The 16,131-nt window shown below is 64.4% G+C and carries 12 protein-coding genes; 5 read left to right on the forward strand and 7 right to left on the reverse strand.

Features of this window, described 5'->3' with window-relative positions; genetic code table 11:
- Nucleotides 1–3: 3 nt before the first annotated feature.
- The 3 genes from B9A11_RS02560 to B9A11_RS02570 form a co-directional block, all read right to left on the reverse strand.
- Nucleotides 4–915: a Gfo/Idh/MocA family protein gene (locus tag B9A11_RS02560; RefSeq protein WP_058245923.1), complete on the reverse strand. Its 912-nt coding sequence runs from the start codon at nucleotides 913–915 to the stop codon at nucleotides 4–6.
- The gene (gene araD, locus B9A11_RS02565) at nucleotides 915–2,657 is read right to left on the reverse strand and encodes an L-arabinonate dehydratase (RefSeq protein ID WP_058245922.1); all 1,743 of its coding nucleotides are present in this window, start codon (nucleotides 2,655–2,657) and stop codon (nucleotides 915–917) included. Before araD ends, B9A11_RS02560 begins: the two co-directional genes overlap by 1 nt.
- Nucleotides 2,658–2,777: 120 nt before the next feature.
- Nucleotides 2,778–4,025, reverse strand: a complete 1,248-nt coding sequence (locus B9A11_RS02570; protein WP_058245921.1) for an NAD(P)/FAD-dependent oxidoreductase — start codon at nucleotides 4,023–4,025, stop codon at nucleotides 2,778–2,780.
- 75 nt (nucleotides 4,026–4,100) lie between these two features.
- On the opposite strand from B9A11_RS02570, the gene B9A11_RS02575 reads away from it, so the two are divergent.
- The 4 genes from B9A11_RS02575 (at nucleotide 4,101) to B9A11_RS02590 (ending at nucleotide 9,968) form a co-directional block, all read left to right on the forward strand.
- Nucleotides 4,101–4,493, forward strand: a complete 393-nt coding sequence (locus B9A11_RS02575) for a rhodanese-like domain-containing protein (protein WP_058245920.1) — start codon at nucleotides 4,101–4,103, stop codon at nucleotides 4,491–4,493.
- A gap of 132 nt (nucleotides 4,494–4,625) precedes the next feature.
- Nucleotides 4,626–6,815 (forward strand): SH3 domain-containing protein, encoded by a 2,190-nt coding sequence (locus B9A11_RS02580; RefSeq protein ID WP_058245919.1) that lies wholly within the window; start codon nucleotides 4,626–4,628, stop codon nucleotides 6,813–6,815.
- Between the two features lie 28 nt (nucleotides 6,816–6,843).
- Nucleotides 6,844–9,228 carry a DUF4384 domain-containing protein gene (locus tag B9A11_RS02585; protein ID WP_058245918.1) on the forward strand — a complete coding sequence of 795 codons (2,385 nt, stop codon included), beginning with the start codon at nucleotides 6,844–6,846 and terminating at the stop codon, nucleotides 9,226–9,228.
- 11 nt (nucleotides 9,229–9,239) lie between these two features.
- Nucleotides 9,240–9,968, forward strand: coding sequence for an OmpA family protein (locus B9A11_RS02590; protein WP_058245917.1), 729 nt, complete (start codon nucleotides 9,240–9,242; stop codon nucleotides 9,966–9,968).
- 183 nt (nucleotides 9,969–10,151) lie between these two features.
- Here the strand turns inward: B9A11_RS02590 and B9A11_RS02595 are convergent, their stop codons facing one another.
- The 4 genes from B9A11_RS02595 to nudC form a co-directional block, all read right to left on the reverse strand.
- On the reverse strand, nucleotides 10,152–11,549 hold the full coding sequence (locus B9A11_RS02595) for an FAD-binding oxidoreductase (RefSeq protein WP_058245916.1): 1,398 nt from the start codon (nucleotides 11,547–11,549) through the stop codon (nucleotides 10,152–10,154).
- Nucleotides 11,546–12,337, reverse strand: coding sequence for a DUF4198 domain-containing protein (locus B9A11_RS02600; RefSeq protein WP_058245915.1), 792 nt, complete (start codon nucleotides 12,335–12,337; stop codon nucleotides 11,546–11,548). Before B9A11_RS02600 ends, B9A11_RS02595 begins: the two co-directional genes overlap by 4 nt.
- Nucleotides 12,338–12,398: 61 nt before the next feature.
- Entirely contained in the window at nucleotides 12,399–12,866 is a 468-nt protein-coding gene (locus B9A11_RS02605; RefSeq protein ID WP_058245914.1) for an SRPBCC family protein, read from the reverse strand.
- A 74-nt stretch (nucleotides 12,867–12,940) separates the two neighbouring features.
- Entirely contained in the window at nucleotides 12,941–13,912 is a 972-nt protein-coding gene (gene nudC, locus B9A11_RS02610) for an NAD(+) diphosphatase (protein WP_058245913.1), read from the reverse strand.
- A 215-nt stretch (nucleotides 13,913–14,127) separates the two neighbouring features.
- Here nudC and B9A11_RS02615 point away from each other — a divergent pair, with 215 nt between their 5' ends.
- The gene (locus tag B9A11_RS02615; RefSeq protein ID WP_058245912.1) at nucleotides 14,128–16,101 is read left to right on the forward strand and encodes a bifunctional 2',3'-cyclic-nucleotide 2'-phosphodiesterase/3'-nucleotidase; all 1,974 of its coding nucleotides are present in this window, start codon (nucleotides 14,128–14,130) and stop codon (nucleotides 16,099–16,101) included.
- Nucleotides 16,102–16,131 lie beyond the last annotated feature (30 nt).

The following is a 16,131-nucleotide window of genomic DNA, read 5'->3' on the forward strand; positions in this document are numbered from 1 at the left end:
CCCTTACCAGTCGAAGGGCGGCACGGTCACGCGCTCGCCCAGCATAAATGCGTCTGCCACATGGCGCAGCGGCGACAGGTCCATGTCGATCCCGCCCGTCGCCACCAACTCGGCCATCTCGTTGTAAAGCCTTGGGTATTCCCCTTGCAGGCCTGCGGCTGCGCCCTGCTCTGCGCCGTTAATCACCATGCGCGCGCCGCCCTCGTGCAGGGTCAGCGTGCCGGCATCTGTCTGCACCTCGATGTCCCAGAACTCGGGGCCTTGGTGATCCCAATTGAAATAGGCCGAAACGCCGTCCGTGAACGTCAACTCCGCCGCGATCGGGGTTTGGCGATTTTCTGGGAAGGACAGCTTTGCACACACTAAGTGTACCGGCGCGGGCAGGATTTTTGTCATGATCGACAGAGCGTTAATGCCAGGATCAAAGACCCCCATGCCGCCGGGTTCAAAGCACCAATCCTGCCCCGGATGCCACTTGCGGACATCTTCGCGCCAATTGATATGCAATTTGTGTACAGTCTTGTCGGCGAGCCAGGCGCGCGCTGCATCGACCATGGCCGCCTCGCGCGAGTGCCACGTGGCGAACAGCGAAACGCCCGCCGCGCGAGCCAGATCGGCCAGAGCGTGGCATTCCGACAGGGTCGCGCCGGGCGGTTTTTCCAACATGACGTGCCGCCCCGCCGCAATCGCCGCACGGGCATAGGCAAACCGAGGCACCGGCGGCAGGCACAGGGACACAACCCTAATGTCGGGCCGCGCCGTTAACATTTCGGTCATGTCCGTAAACGCTTCGACACCCGAAACGCGGCCTTGGCGCGACACCGTCGCCGCCAACTCCCAGTCCGGGCTGGCCGCGAGGGAGGGAACGTGCTGGTCCAGCGCGATCTTTCCGACCCCAACTAACGCAATCTTCATCAATGTGAATCCTTCCCGACCGGCGCGCCGCGACAGCCCTTGAGAAAGTCCAGATCCGCCCCGGTGTCGGCGCCTTCGACGTGGTTCTGGTGCAGCCAGGCATAGCCACCCACGGGTTGCTCATGCGACGGCGCCCACGCGGCCAGACGCTGGGCCAGTTCACAGGCGGAGATGTCCAGATGCAGGCGACGGTTCGGCACGTCCACTTCGATCATGTCGCCGTTCTGCACAACGGCCAAAGGCCCACCGGCAGCCGCTTCGGGGGAGGTGTGCAGGATCACCGTGCCATAGGCGGTGCCAGACATACGCGCGTCGGAAATGCGGATCATATCCTTGATTCCCTTACGCAAAACCTTGGGCGGCAGGCCCATGTTGCCAACCTCGGACATGCCAGGATAGCCCTTGGGTCCGCAGTTTTTCAGCACCATGATGCAGGTCTCGTCGATGTCGAGATCCTCGTCCCCGATGCGCGCCTTGTAGTCGTCGATGTTCTCGAACACCACGGCGCGGCCGCGATGTGTCATCAGCTCGGGCGTCGCGGCAGACGGCTTCAGCACCGCGCCTTTGGGGGCAAGATTGCCACGCAGAACCGCGATCCCGCCCTGCTGGGTCAGCGCCTTTTCCACCGGCAGAATGACGTCTTCGTTCCAGTTCTTGGCGTCCTTGACCTCGGACCAGATTGTCTCTCCGGACACGGTCAGGGCGTCCTTGTGCAGCTTGTCGCCCTCGCCAAGGCGTTTCAGCACCACCGGCAGACCGCCTGCGTAAAAGAATTCTTCCATCAGGTATGTGCCCGACGGCTGGAGGTTAACGATTGTCGCCACGTCGCGCCCGCAGCGGTCCCAATCGTCCAGTGTAATGTCCACACCGACCCGCCCGGCAATCGCCAGCAGGTGCACCACGGTGTTGGTCGACCCGCCCACCGCGCCATTGGTGCGGATCGCGTTTTCGAACGCTTCGCGGGTCAGGATGTCAGAGGGTTTCAGGTCGTCCTTGACCATCTGCACGATCCGCCGCCCCGACAGTTGCGCCATCACGCGGCGGCGCGCATCCACCGCCGGGATCGCCGCGTTTCCGGACAGCGCCATGCCCAGGGCTTCGGCCATGGACGCCATCGAGGACGCCGTCCCCATGGTGTTGCACGTCCCCGAAGAGCGGGTCACCGCCGCTTCGGCGTCGAGGAACTCGTCCTGCGTCATCTCGCCTGCCTTGACCGCTTCGGAGAACTTCCACAGGTGGGTGCCCGCGCCGACGCGCTCGCCCTGGAACCAGCCGTTCAGCATCGGCCCGCCGGTCACCACGATGGACGGCAAATCGCAAGACGCCGCAGCCATCAACAGCGACGGCGTGGTCTTGTCGCAGCCGACCATCAGCACGCAGCCGTCGATGGGCTGGCCGCGGATTTGCTCTTCGATCGACATGGCGGCGAGGTTGCGGAACATCATCGCCGTGGGACGGAAGGTGTTTTCCGAAGCGCTGAACACAGGCACTTCGACCGGGAAGCCGCCAGCCTCCCAGATGCCGGCTTTGACCTTTTCGCACAGCTCGCGCAGGTGGCCGTTGCAGGGCGTCAGGTCGGACCACGTGTTGAGGATGCCGATCACCGGGCGCCCGTCGAACAGATCGTCCGGGTAGCCTTGGTTTTTCAGCCAGCCACGGTGGTAGATCACGTCGCGGCTGGTGCCGCCGTACCATTCCTGACTGCGCAGTTTGCGCGGCCACTCAGCCGGTTTGAAAGTCATCGCCGATCCTCCCATCGCGTGTGGGGGCACGCTAGAGAAGCTAGGTATACCGTTCAAATGCCATTATTGGCGGGGGGTATTTCAAAAATGGTATACCAATAGGCGCGCGGTCAGGCGGGGTTAAAACGGCATCACCTGCTTGGCGGCAAAGGCCAGATCATAGGCGCGCTGCTGCACGGCTTTGAAAGGCACCTTTTGCGGTTGGGTCAGGGGCAAGGGCAGCGCGGAGGAGTCACCTCCGGCCAAGTGCTGGGCCAGCGCGCGACCGAACAGCGTGCCGGTGGTGATGCCGCGCCCGTTGTAACCGATGGGCGCGTAAAGACCGCTGTCCAGATGCAGAAGGCGCGGCAGGTGATCCGGCGTCATGGCGATGCGCCCGTGCCAGCCGTGTTCCAGCGTCAGCGGCCCGAGTTCGGGGAACCACTGGCGCAAGGTCCGCTGCGCCCACGCCCGGCTAAGCCCGCCCAGATTGCGCCCCATGGTCCCCAGCACCAGCCGCCCCTCGGCATCGCGCCGCAGGGATCGCATCACAAGGCCGGTGTCCCACAGCCCCTGCCCTTGCGGCAGGATATGCGCCGCCTCTGCCCCCAAGGGCGTTGTGGAAATCTGGAAAAAGTGGATATCGCTCCAGCAGTTAGACAGCCCCGGCCACAGCGCATCGCTATAGGCATTGGCGGCCAGAACCACGTTTTGGGCGCGCAGATCGCCGCCTGCCGTGGTCACGATCCAAGCAGTCCCGTCACGGCGCAGCCCGGTGACGCGCACCCCGGTGCTGACCTTGGCCCCCTGCGCCTTCGCCGCCCGCGCCAGCCCGCGCGCATAGCCCATGGGGTTCACCGTCCCGGCCCGCGCGTCCAGCAAACCGCCGTGAAAGGCGCGCGTGCCGGTGCGCTCAAAGGCCTGATCCGCGGTCAGCAGCTGCACCGGCGCGCCCAACCGCTGCCAATCGTCATAGCGCGCCCGCAGATCGCGCATCCCGCTGGGGGCGTGGGCGGCGTGGATGGTGCCCGCACGCGTGGCTTCGCAGCGGATCTGGTGCCGTTCGATCAGGTCAAAGACCTGACGCGGCGCGTCCCCGAACTGTTCCAGAAAGGCGGGGCCATGTGCCCCCATCGCGGCCAACAGCTTGGACGGCGGCAGCCACAGCCCTGCGTTCACCAGGCCGACATTGCGCCCCGATCCGCCGTGGCCGACTTGCTCGGCCTCCAGCACATGCGCGCGCAGGCCCGCCTCGGCGCAGTGTAGCGCGCAGGACAAACCGGTGTAGCCGCCGCCAACGATGGCCACGTCACAATCGCCCGCGTCAAAGCCCGCCTCGACAGGCGCTTCAACTGCCGTATCCCACCAGAATGTTTCGGAAACTGTCATGCGTCACCTCTTGGCGCACAGCCTTGCACCCGTCGCCAAGGGCGGTCAATCTGCCCCGCAACCAAAGGGGACAAAATGCGCAAACTCACCACCACCTCTGCCGAACTGGTCGCCAAAGCCCGCGCCCGCATCGAGGAAATCGAAACGCCCGACCTGATCGCCTTAGTCGATGACCCGGACGTGGTGATCGTCGACATTCGAGACCCGCGCGAACGCCAGCGCATGGGGTTCATCCCCGGCGCGGTCCACGCCCCGCGCGGAATGCTGGAATTCTGGGTCGATCCCGAAAGCCCCTATTTCAAGCCGGTTTTCGGCGAGGATAAACGCTTTGTCCTGCACTGCGCCTCGGGGTGGCGGTCTGCCCTGTCGGCGGCGGCGCTGAACGACATGGGCTTTGCCTGCGCCCACCTGCGCGAAGGCTTTTCCACGTGGAAAGACCACGGCGGCCCGGTGGAATTTCCCGCTTAGCGCGAGCGATCCCAAGCACTTACAGCCACCAGTGACCACGGGTCAGGTTTTCCGTCGTTGACTCAAGGGCAATGGGTAACGGACAGTAAACACGTAATTTTGATCGTCCATTGCCCCTGTAGGAGCCTTCCGTTGCGGTTTTCAGCCCTGTTCCCCGTCTTTTGCGCCGCGATGATCCAGCCCGCGGGCCCCGCGCAGGCCCAAGACGCGCTGGTCGGTTTCGACAGCAGCAGCTTTGGCCGCGCGGTGCTGAGCCGCAACCAATCGGCAGGCGCGGGCGACATCGAGCTGGAGCTGTCGGTTGGGGATTACAACAACGAGGCGATCACCAATTATTCGCCCGACAGCGTCTTTGCCAAGATGGGGCTGTCCGTGGGGCGGCTGGACATTCTGACCGATGCGGGGGTCTTTCCCTGCACCGCCTTTATCGTCGACAATAAGCACATCCTGACCAATTATCACTGTGTTCCCGGTATCTTGGACAATGAGCGCGCGCAGGCGACGCGGATTGAATCGGTGATGTTCGTGGCGGGCTACACCCAGCAGGGCATCGAAGAAGGCACCACCAAGTTCCCGGTGAAATCGCACCCCGTCGAGGCGCATCAAGACCTTGATTACGCGCTGCTCGAAGTGATGGGCAACCCGTCCGCGCAATACGGCACGCTCAAGCTGGCGGCGAACACGCCCCATGACGGCGACCCCTATTGGGTGATCGGCCATCCCATGGGCGAGGCCCAGCGCATCAGCCGTGAAAAGTGCCGCGCCAACCGCCCCGCCCTGTCCGGGTCCAAGCTGCTGCACACCTGCGATACGCTGCCGGGGAACTCTGGTTCGCCGGTGATCGACGCGTCGTTGCAGGCGGTGGTGGGGCTGCACCACGCGGGCTCGCGCAAGGATGCGGTGAACTTTGCCATTCCGATGGCGGCGATTATCGAACGGTCGAACGTGCTGGTGGCGTCGCTGGGGACGGACACGCCGGTGCCCGCGCCGCAGCCCGACACGCAGCCGGATCCGCAACCCCAGCCACAACCCGAAGCGCCCAAGCAGCCCGAGACTCAGCCCGATCCGGTGGCCGTGGCGGACCCGATTTGCGATGCGCTTTATGCCGAGGCAAAGAGCTATAACCAGTGTTTCGCCTACGAGGTTTATTTGGAACAATGCGACAGCCACCCGCTGTCGATCCTCGCCAAAGGCTTTGTGGCCGCCGAATGCTCGGACCTGGCCGAACAGCCCGCAGACCCGATCACGCCGCAGCCGCAGCCGCCGGTGCAGGCCAACCTGCGCCCGTGGTGCGGCAATGGCGGGCTGAACGCCGCCGAAAGCGCCATCTGCGCCGATCCCTATCTGGCCGGTCTGGATGAGGAAATCGAGCTGGCCTATGGCCGCCAAAGCCATGTGTCCGCCCGCGAGCAAAGCCAGTGGCGCATGGGCACCCGCGACGCCTGCGGCGGCGACACCGGCTGTCTGGGGCGTGTGATGATCCAGCAAGTCACCTATCTGCAAACGGCCCCCGCGCCCACTACCGGCACCCGCCGGATCGCCGGGAATTACACGCTGGGCAGCAGCCAATGCTACGTGGTCACCGCCTCGCGGCCCACATTGTCCGAGGCGGCGGCCTTTGCCCGCGAGTGGTTCCCCAGCCGGGGCGATGTGCGCATCTTTGAATCCAACAACGGCTATTTCGCCGTGGTCCTCGCCACCATTTCCAAGGGCAACGCCGACGCGATGCTGGCGGACTACAAAGCCCGCCGCAGCATCCCGTCTGACAGCTATTGTTCCACCGGCGGGCGCTTTGTCGCGGAAATCATCCGCAGCGGCGCCACCGCCCCGGCGCAGAAAACCATGTATGTGGGCGACCGGGTGCGCACCGGCCTGAACCTGCGCCAATCCCCCAGCACCAACGGCGCGATCATCACCGAAGTGCCGCGCGGCGATGCTGTCACCGTGCTGAGCAATTCAAACGGCTGGGCGCAGATCCGCACCGGCGCGGGGCTGACGGGCTGGGTTTCGGCCAGCTACCTGTCGAACACGCGTCCCCCCGCAGCGGCGGCGTCTTGCACCGCCCGCGTCATCAACCTGAACCCCTATAGCAACGCGACACGGGCCAACGGCTCTGGGTTCCTGAACCTGCGGTCCAAAGCCTCGACCAAGGGGACAATCCTGTCCGAAGCCTACCTTGGCGACAGCCTGCAAGTCGTCTCGCAGACCAATTCCTGGGCGCAGGTTCGCTGCATTTCCGGCCAGTGCAACAGCCCCTACCGAGGCACAGGCGGCGTGACCGGCTGGGCCAGCAAACGCTATCTTTCCATTCGGTGCCAGTAAGCCCCAACCCATTTCAAGGAGACGCATTATGACACCACGCAATTGGATCAAGGCCGCCGCGGTCGGGGCGCTGGGGCTGACCGCCCTGCCCGCCTTTGCCAACGACGCCATGCCGCTGCCCGCCGGGGCCAGCGATCTCGACAAGGCTGCTTATGACGTGCTGGACAAGCACTGCGCGCGCTGCCACCAGGATGGCGCGCTGAAAGACGGCATGACCCAGCCCAAGTCGGGTTTTGGCCACGTGCTGGACCTCAAGCGCCTTGCGCAGGACACCAAGTTCGTCATCCACGGCAAGCCCATCGGGTCCAAGCTCTATGACGTGATCGGCGAGTATTCCTTTCCGGCGATGCCCGACGATTGCACCGACAGCGCTTGCTTTCCCACCGATGCGGAAATGAAGATCGTCGCCGACTGGATCACCGAACTGGGCAACCAGGCCCCGCCAGAGCGCACCTTTGTCTCGCTCGAAGAGCTGCACAAGCTGGCCCATGACGACCTGCAACAGCAGCCCACCAACCGCCGCGACCGCATCCGCTACCTGTCGATGCGCTCGATCTGGAACAACAAGGACGTCTCCGAGGAAAACTACGAAGGCTACAAGAACGCCACCGTCAAGCTGGTGAACGCCCTGTCGTGGAACCCTACGCCGTATAAGTTCGAAAAGGTCGACCCGCACGGCGTGCTGCTGCGCGTCTACCTGCCCGAGATCAACTGGGACGCGGACAAATGGCACCTGCTGGAAATGCAGTACCCCTACGCCATGCAAAGCGACACCGATCCCTACCTCAGCCCGCTTCAGCATATGTCGGGCACGCAGGTGCCGATCATCCGCGCCGATTGGTTCGCCTCGACCGCGCCTGTCTCGCCGCTGTATTACGACCTGCTCGGCCTGCCCGACACGGTCGCCGGGCTTGAGGCTCTGCTGAACCTCGACATCAACGCCAACATCCAGAACGAACTGGTGGTCCGCGCCGGTTTCCAGAACTCGGGTGTGTCCACCAACAACCGCCTGATCGAACGGCACCCGCTGCAAACCGGGTTCTTCTGGACGTCCTACGACTTTGCGGGTTCCAAAGGGCGGCAGAGCTTTTTCGAATACCCGCTGGGCCCGGTCGAAGCCTATGGGCCTGAGCTGGCCTTTAACCATGACGGCGGCGAGAGCATCTTTACCCTGCCCAACGGGTTCCACGCCTATTATCTGAACACCGCCGAAGGGGCGCGTCTGGACGTTGGCCCCACCTCGATCGTGCGCGACGACGACTATGGCGACGGCACCGGCGAAGTGGTCAACGGCATTTCGTGCATGTCCTGCCACAACAAGGGCATCCGCCTGAACGAGGACAAGGTCCGCGAAGTCGCCATGAACGACTTTTCGCTCTCGCCAGAGGCGCGCCAGACCATCGACGCGACCTTCCCCGGCGCCGAGGTCGTGGCCGAATGGTTCCAGAAAGACACCGACCAATTCTTTGCCGCCCTCGAAAGCGCTGGCATCCCGGCAGAGACCACCGCAGGCGGGCTGGAGCCGATCCGCGGGCTGTTCGTCTACCACGTAGACCGCTTTATCAACTTTGCGCAGGCCGCCAATGAACTGGGCCTGACAGAGGAAGAGCTGCGTGGCCGCGCGGGCTTTGTCGGCGTTGACATGGCGAGCCTGATCAACCGTCTGCAAGTGTCCCCGATTGCGCGCGACGAATGGGCCGTGGCCTATCCCGCCATGCTGGAAAAGGTGACCGAGTATCGCCCGATCAAGGCAGAAAAAGTTGCCGCCGCCGATCTGTCCTATTCGGTGAACAAGGTTGTGCAGGGCACGGATTATGCCCCGCCCGCCGCGAAAACCCCGCCCCCGGCCAAGACCGTCGCCCCCGCGACCAGCTACGCCGATGCGCAAAAGGCACCGGACTATGTGCCCACGCAGCACTCGGTTCAGGCGCAGTCGCACCTGACGGTCTACACCGACAAGCCCACCTACAAGGTCGGCGAAGGGCTGCGCGTGTTTATCGAACCGCGTCAGGATTGCCGCCTGACCCTGATCTCGATCGACGACCGCAAGCGGTCCTGCGTGCTGTACCCCTTCCCCGGTCTCGAAGACATCGTGATCCCCGGCGGCACGCAATACGTCTTTCCGCCGCGCGGGTCGCTGAAGACCACCGAAGCCGGGCTGGAAACGATCCTCGCGATCTGCAACGGCTCGAACGCGGCGATCTCGGCGGAACGTCAGGGCTATGACGCAGTGTCCTGCGCGGCTGCGGACCACGAAAGCACCTATAAGGCCGTGGTCAACGAAGTCCTCGCGCTGGACCTGAACGACACGCCGGACAAGGTGACCAACGCCGGGGCCAGCTACAAGGCTGTGTCCGACCACAACCCGAACGTGACCAAGGCGCAAATCTCGGTCGTGGTGTCGGATTACTGATGGGGAATGCAATGAAACAGGCCTTTGTTGCCGCCATCTTGAGTGTTGGGCTGCCTCTGGCGGCCCACGCCCAAAGCGGCGAAATCTTTATCCCCGGCGCGGATAACGGCGCCGAGGTGCAGGTCAAACCCAAACCGCAAAGCGCGCTGGCCCGCTGTCTGGCCAACCCCAACGCGGCCAATTGCGCCGACGTGGGCGGCGATGACGGCGGCCTCGCGTTCGAGAGCGCCGGGGCGATCGAGTATGAGACGCTGGTGCTGGACCTCGATGAGAAAAAGGTGACGGTGTCCAAGGCGCCGCCCCCCGCGCCGCCCAGCTATGACGCACCGCAAACACCGGCGCATGGCACGGTCGCCTATCCGTCCGTCGCGATCACCATCGAGTTCGACTACGACAGCGACCAAATCCGCGGCGACCAGATCACCAAGATCATGAACCTCGTGAACGCGCTGAACGATCCGGCCCTCCAAGGCACCACCTATGCCGTCATCGGCCACACGGATTCGGTCGGCAGCTTTGGCTACAACTGCGATCTGTCGCTGCGCCGCGCCGCCTCGGTGACGCGCACGCTTGAGGGGGCGAATGTCTACGTGCCGCTCTACCCGGTGGGCTTTGGCGAGCACGTGCTGAAGGACACGCACAACCCGCGCTCGGCGGTGAACCGCCGCGTCACCTTTATGCGCTTGCCGGACAACCCCGGCGCGGTGCTGCAAACCGCCAACGCGGTGTGTCGCTCCTAGGGCGGGATGCCTCCGGCGGGGATATTTGGAAAGAGAAGAAGCACAGGCGTTCCACGATAGATTGGCGTGGGACGCCTGTTTTTTCTGTGAGGGTGCGGCGAGCGCCCGCCTGAGACGGACGGCCGGAGGCCGGTCGGCGAGGTGTCTGTGCGCGCTTTGCGCGCTCCTTTTGGGACCGCCCGCTTAGGACGGAATAACCTTGCCGGGGTTGAGGATGCCCTTGGGGTCCAGCGCCTGCTTGATGGCGCGCATCATGTCCAGCGCGACCGGGTCCTTGCGGCGGCGCATGGACGCCAGCTTGGACGTGCCCACGCCATGTTCCGCCGAGAACGACCCGCCAAGCTCCAGCACCACATCTTCGACCGTTTCGGTGACTTCGTCCAGGTCGATGCCCTCGGACGGCCAGACCGTGTAGTGGATGTTGCCGTCCCCGAGGTGCGAGACGATCATCGTGTCGAAGTCCGGGTCGATCTGCGCCATGCGCGCGCCCGCCTTGTCCAGAAAGGTTTCCACCCGGTCCAGCGCCACCGCCACATCGGCAATCAGCAGCGGCTTGTGCGCCAGCGACAGTTCCGCAGCGGCCTCGCGCCGGGCCCACATCTCGCTGCGCTGCGCCTCGTTGCTGGCGACGACGGCGTCCAGAACCGCCCCCTCTTCCAGCAAGCCGCCCAGCACCTCTTCGAGGTAGGCGGTCAGCGGCACTTGGCCATCCTCGCCGATTTGCACGTCGCGGGGGGCGGTTGCGCCCAGTTCGACCAGCACGTTCACGCCGTAGAGTTCATCAAAGGGCATCCGCGCCTCGGGGAAGGTTTCGGCGTGCGCACGCATGTAGCGTCCCGGCATGAACTCGAACGCTTCGACCGCGCCGCCGGTCACGTCTTGCAGACGGTTCAGCAGGGTCAGCGCCTCGGACACCGTATCCAGCGCCACCATCGCCGTGGCAAAGGCCTTGGGCGCAGGGACCAGCTTGACCACCGCGGCGGTGATGATGCCGAGCGTGCCTTCGGAGCCGATCAGCAGGTGGCGCAGATCGTAGCCGGTGTTGTTCTTGTGCAGCTCGGACAGCAGGTCAACGACGCGGCCATCGGCCAGCACCGCCTCGACGCCCAGCACCAGATCGCGCGTATTGCCGTAGCGCAGCACGTTCGACCCACCCGCGTTGGTCGCCAGCAGACCGCCCATGCGGGCAGAGCCCTTGGCCCCAAAGGTCATGGGAAAGCTCAGCCCCTGCGCGGCCACCGCGTCGTGCAGATCGGACAGGATCACGCCAGCCTCGACCACGGCCAAGCGCGCCTCGGGGCGGATGTCACGCACGGCGTTCATCCGGTCGAGCGACAGCATGACCGCCCCGTCGGCACGGGTGCCTCCCGCCAGCCCGGTGTTGCCTGACACCGGGACGACCGCCACACCCGCCGCATGGGCGAGCTGCATCACCGCGCTGACCTCTTGGGTCGACGCAGGCCGCACCACGCACAAGGGCGTCCAGTCATACTGCCCCGTCCAGTCATGCGACCACGGCGCGCAATCGGCCCCCGTCAACACGGCTTTGTCCCCAAGCGCGGCGCGCAAGTCTTCGATCATTTCGGTACCTCAAAGGTCAACGACGCCCAGAGGCTTTCCCAAGCCGGGCTGTTTTCATCGCCCTCTAGTTCCCGCAACACCACGTGATCCACAAGGTAGAAATGCCCCTTTTCAACGGGCAACACCGCGCGGCCATCCGCATCAGTGCGGTATTGCGTGACCTTAACCGTGCCATCTGGCGCGCGGCCCAGCAGTTCGACCTGCCAATCGGCCTGCGGCTGACCCATGTACAACACCTGCACCGGGAACCCCGCGCTCAGGTCATCGGTGTAGGGGTTCGCTTGCGCCACGATCTCGACCTCAAGGCCAAAGGCGCGGTCCGCCCCCTGCCCGTCCCCCACGGCGATCAGGCTTTTGCCATAGCGGATGTAGCGCTCCATCACGCGATCCTTGGACAGGCCGCGATCCAAATGCCCTTGCTGTGCCCAGGCAAAATCCTTGTGGTTGGTGAAATTCTCGAACTTTTCCCAGTCGGTGTAGGTCAGCTCGTAATCGCGGGTGACGTGAATGACGGTTGCCAGCCCTTCGCCCGATACCGCCATGTTCAAGGCGGGCTTGTCGCCCAGACGCCCCTCAACCGGGGTGATTTGATCGCCCATCGCGATCTCGAACCGGCGAAAGTTGCGCGGGATATAGGCGTAGCGCGCGCCCTCAAGGTCTTCGCCCACGCGGATATCGGCCATCAAGGGCGAATCCGCCGCCACTTGCCCGGCCAAAGGTTCGATCCAGAACTCATGCGCCGCCAGCGGCCCCGCCGCCAGCACCAGCGCTGCGATTATGGCTTTCATCCCGCCTCTCCCCCTTGTGCGTTGGCCCTTAACCTAAGGCCAGGCACGCGGGGTGCAAGGGTCAGGCAGAGCGCTGAAGACGGTCTTCGAGGTCCTTGGCCAGCACCGCCATACGGGTGCGAAAGCGCTTGTCCATGCCGCCCTTGGCCAGCTTGAGCGATTGCACAAGCAGACGCGCCGACAGGGTCTTGGGCTTGAACTCGGTCATCAGGTTGATGCGGGTGCGGGTGCGCGACAGGGCCACCAGATCGACCACCATCTGCACGTCCAAACCCCCGGACACGCTGTCGAAAACCATCTGTTCCGGCGGGCTGAAGGTGTTCAGCGTGATGTCGGCGGTGCGCTTTTTCCCGCGAAAGGTAAAGCCCGCCTGCCATTGCATCCCCGCGCCCTTGCCCGCGACGCCGTCCAAACGCACCACGTCGATGCCCCGGCGCAGCGCCTGACGTTCCACCGTCTCGAAATCCGAAAGTTCTGCGAAAACCCGGTCGAGGGGGGCTTCGATATCTTCTCGTGCCGTCAGCTGCATCCGTCCGCCTGTCTGCTTTTTGTTCTTGAGGTTTTGTTCACTCTCTTAGGGGGCAGTCTAGCCGATTTCCAGCCTCAATCCAATCTATCCGCCAGCCAATTGCGCAACAGAAAATGCGCGATGGCGCCTTTGCGGGCAGGCAGCAGGCCGGGGCGGTTTCCGGCGTAGGCGTCGGCCACCTCTTCGCGGGTGACCCAGATGGCGTCTTCCAGCTCGTTGGGGTCGATCTGGATGGCGTCCGACAGCGCTTCGCCGTGGCATCCGAACATCAAGGACGACGGGAAAACCCAAGGCTGGCTGGCCAGATAGCGCACCGCACCGACCTTGATCCCGGCCTCTTCGAACACCTCGCGGCGCACGGCGGCCTCGATGGTTTCGCCCGGTTCGACAAAGCCCGCGAGGCAAGAGTACATGCCCTCGGGCCAGCCCGGCGACCGCCCGATCAGGCAGCGATTTCCGTGGGTGATCAACATGATGACCACCGGGTCAGTGCGCGGAAAATGATGCGCGCCGCAGTCGGGGCAGATGCGTTCCCACCCCGCTTGATGCACCTCAGACGCCGCGCCGCATTTGGCGCAGAACCCGTGGGTGGCGTGCCAGCCAAAGATGCCCTTGGCCACGGCGGCAAGTTCGGCGTCGCGCGCGGTCAGCCGGGTCATGATCATCCGCAGCTCTGCGAAATGCGCGTCCGGCACGGCGGGGTGGACCTGCTCGGACCCGTCAAGGAACTGGCTCAGCGCCTCGGCATCAAGGTCTTCGGGCGTCCACTGGGAAATGTCGTGGGCAAAGATTGCCGCCTCTTCGCGCCCCAGCAGGATCGGCGCGCCGCGCGCCTCGCGCAAGACCGGGTGATCCAGCGGCAGACGGCGCAACGCAAGGTCTTCGCCAGACGCATCTGCGGACACAAGGCACTTGCCCCGCCAGATCAGGATCGTCCGTGCGCGCGGATCCTGCATCGCCGCCGCAAGCGCAGGCACATCACCGCGCAGCTCTGCCGCCCGGTCCAGCCCCGATCCGCCAAAGGTCACTTGTTCCGCGTGTTTCATGCCGCTGCCTCTTTTGTCATCGGCGGCACCATGACGTTCCGTCCGCATAAGCGCAACAACCCTTGGACGAATCGCGCGCTGTGCTACCGTGTTTGGACCAAAAGGTTCAATTTGCACAATCAAGGGTTGCATCGTGCGCAAATCTGCGGTTCTGTCACGGAACTGTCGAGCGTGCCGCGTATCCCTGATCTCAATCATTAACGACAGGTGAGACCATGACGAAGTCATCCACATTTTTGAACCGCCGCCAGTTTCTGGCGGGCACCACCGCCGGAGCCGCCTTGATCCACCTGCACCCATACTCTGCCTTTGCGGCCGGCAATCAGGCCCACCTGCGGATCATGGAAACCACCGATCTGCACGTGCATGTCTATCCTTACGACTATTACGCCGACCGCCCCGTGGACACCGTCGGCCTTGCCCGCACCGCCTCGATCATCGACGAAATCCGCGCCGAAGCGACCAACGCGCTGCTGGTGGACAACGGCGATTTCCTGCAAGGCAACCCCATGGGCGATTACATCGCCTACGAGCGTGGCATGGCCGAAGGCGACATGCACCCGGTCATCACAGCGATGAACACGCTGGGCTATGACGCGGCCACCATCGGCAACCATGAGTTCAACTACGGGCTTGATTTCCTGATGAAATCCACCGCAGGCGCGCAGTTCCCCGTGGTGCTGGCGAACCTGTCCAAAACGCTGGGCGCGACCCCGCGCGAGGATGAGACGCTCTTCAAGCCCTATGCGATCCTTGACCGCACCGTGGTGGATGGCGCGGGCAACAGCCACCCGATCCGCGTCGGCGTCATCGGCTTTACCCCGCCGCAGGTGATGAACTGGGACCGCAAGCACCTAGAGGGCAACGTGGAGGCGCGCGACATCGTCGACACCGCCCGCGCTTACATTCCGCAGATGCGCGAAGAAGGCGCCGAGATCATCGTCGCCCTGTCGCATTCCGGCATCGGCGCGGCGGACCATTCCGACGGGATGGAGAACGCCTCGGTCCCGCTTGCGGCGCTCGACGGGATCGACGCGCTGGTGACCGGGCACTCGCATCTGGTCTTCCCCTCGCCCACCTATGCCGACAACCCTGGCGTGAACGTGGACGCCGGGACGATCCACGGCAAACCCGCCGTCATGGGTGGTTTCTGGGGCTCTCACCTTGGGTTGATCGACCTTTTGCTGGAACGCGACGGCAACACGTGGCGCGTGGTATCGGCGACCTCCGAGGCGCGACCCATCGCCCAGCGCAACCAAGACCGCTCGGTCACCGCCCTTGTCCCCGACTACGCCCCGGTGCTGGACGCGGTGCAGCAAGACCACGAGGAAACGCTGGCCTATGTGCGCCGCGCGGTGGGCGAAACCTCGGCCCCGCTGCACAGCTACTTTGCCTTGGTGGCCGATGATCCGTCGGTACAGATCGTGTCTCAGGCGCAAAAGTGGTATATCGAACAGATGCTTGCCGGGTCGGACTACGCCGGCCTGCCGGTCCTGTCCGCGGCGGCCCCCTTCAAGGCGGGCGGGCGCGGCGGGCCAGATTATTACACCGACGTCGCCCCCGGCGCGGTGGCGATCAAGAACGTCGCGGACTTGTATCTGTATCCCAACACCGTCCGCGCGGTGAAGGTCACGGGCGCGCAGCTCAAGGACTGGCTCGAACGCTCGGCGGGGATGTTCAACCAGATCGAACCGGGGTCGAGCGACGCGACCCTGCTGAACCCGGCCTTCCCCAGCTACAACTTTGACGTGATCGATGGGGTGAGCTACCAGATCGACTTGTCGCAGCCGTCGAAATATGGCCCCAAGGGCGAGCTGGAGAACGCGCAGGCCAACCGCATCGTCAACCTGACCTATCAGGGCGCGCCGGTGGACGCGGCGGCAGAATTCGTGATCGCCACCAACAACTACCGCGCCTCGGGCGGTGGCAACTTCCCCGGCACCGGCGACACCATCATCTTTGAAGGCCCGGACACCAACCGCGACGTGATCGTGCGCTACATCGTCGAGCAGGGCACCATCAACCCCAGCGCCGATGACAACTGGTCGTTCAAAGCGATGGAGGGCACCTCTGTGCTGTTCGAAACCGGCCCCAAGGCGCGCGATTACGTCGATCAGGTCAAGGGCATGGACATCACCGAAGCGGGCGACGGCGCAGACGGCTTTACCGCCTTCCGCATCAAGCTGTAACCTCAAGAGGGCGGCACGGACCGCCCCCAT

The sequence above is a fragment of the Tropicibacter naphthalenivorans genome (assembly GCF_900176475.1).
GTDB lineage: Bacteria > Pseudomonadota > Alphaproteobacteria > Rhodobacterales > Rhodobacteraceae > Tropicibacter > Tropicibacter naphthalenivorans.

Coding starts and splice junctions, on each gene's coding strand:
- B9A11_RS02560 (WP_058245923.1), bottom strand. CDS start 915: ATGAAGATTGCGTTAGTTGGGGTCGGAAAGATCGCGCTGGACCAGCAC.
- araD (WP_058245922.1), bottom strand. CDS start 2,657: ATGACTTTCAAACCGGCTGAGTGGCCGCGCAAACTGCGCAGTCAGGAA.
- B9A11_RS02570 (WP_058245921.1), bottom strand. CDS start 4,025: ATGACAGTTTCCGAAACATTCTGGTGGGATACGGCAGTTGAAGCGCCT.
- B9A11_RS02575 (WP_058245920.1), top strand. CDS start 4,101: ATGCGCAAACTCACCACCACCTCTGCCGAACTGGTCGCCAAAGCCCGC.
- B9A11_RS02585 (WP_058245918.1), top strand. CDS start 6,844: ATGACACCACGCAATTGGATCAAGGCCGCCGCGGTCGGGGCGCTGGGG.
- B9A11_RS02590 (WP_058245917.1), top strand. CDS start 9,240: ATGAAACAGGCCTTTGTTGCCGCCATCTTGAGTGTTGGGCTGCCTCTG.
- B9A11_RS02595 (WP_058245916.1), bottom strand. CDS start 11,549: ATGATCGAAGACTTGCGCGCCGCGCTTGGGGACAAAGCCGTGTTGACG.
- B9A11_RS02600 (WP_058245915.1), bottom strand. CDS start 12,337: ATGAAAGCCATAATCGCAGCGCTGGTGCTGGCGGCGGGGCCGCTGGCG.
- B9A11_RS02605 (WP_058245914.1), bottom strand. CDS start 12,866: ATGCAGCTGACGGCACGAGAAGATATCGAAGCCCCCCTCGACCGGGTT.
- nudC (WP_058245913.1), bottom strand. CDS start 13,912: ATGAAACACGCGGAACAAGTGACCTTTGGCGGATCGGGGCTGGACCGG.
- B9A11_RS02615 (WP_058245912.1), top strand. CDS start 14,128: ATGACGAAGTCATCCACATTTTTGAACCGCCGCCAGTTTCTGGCGGGC.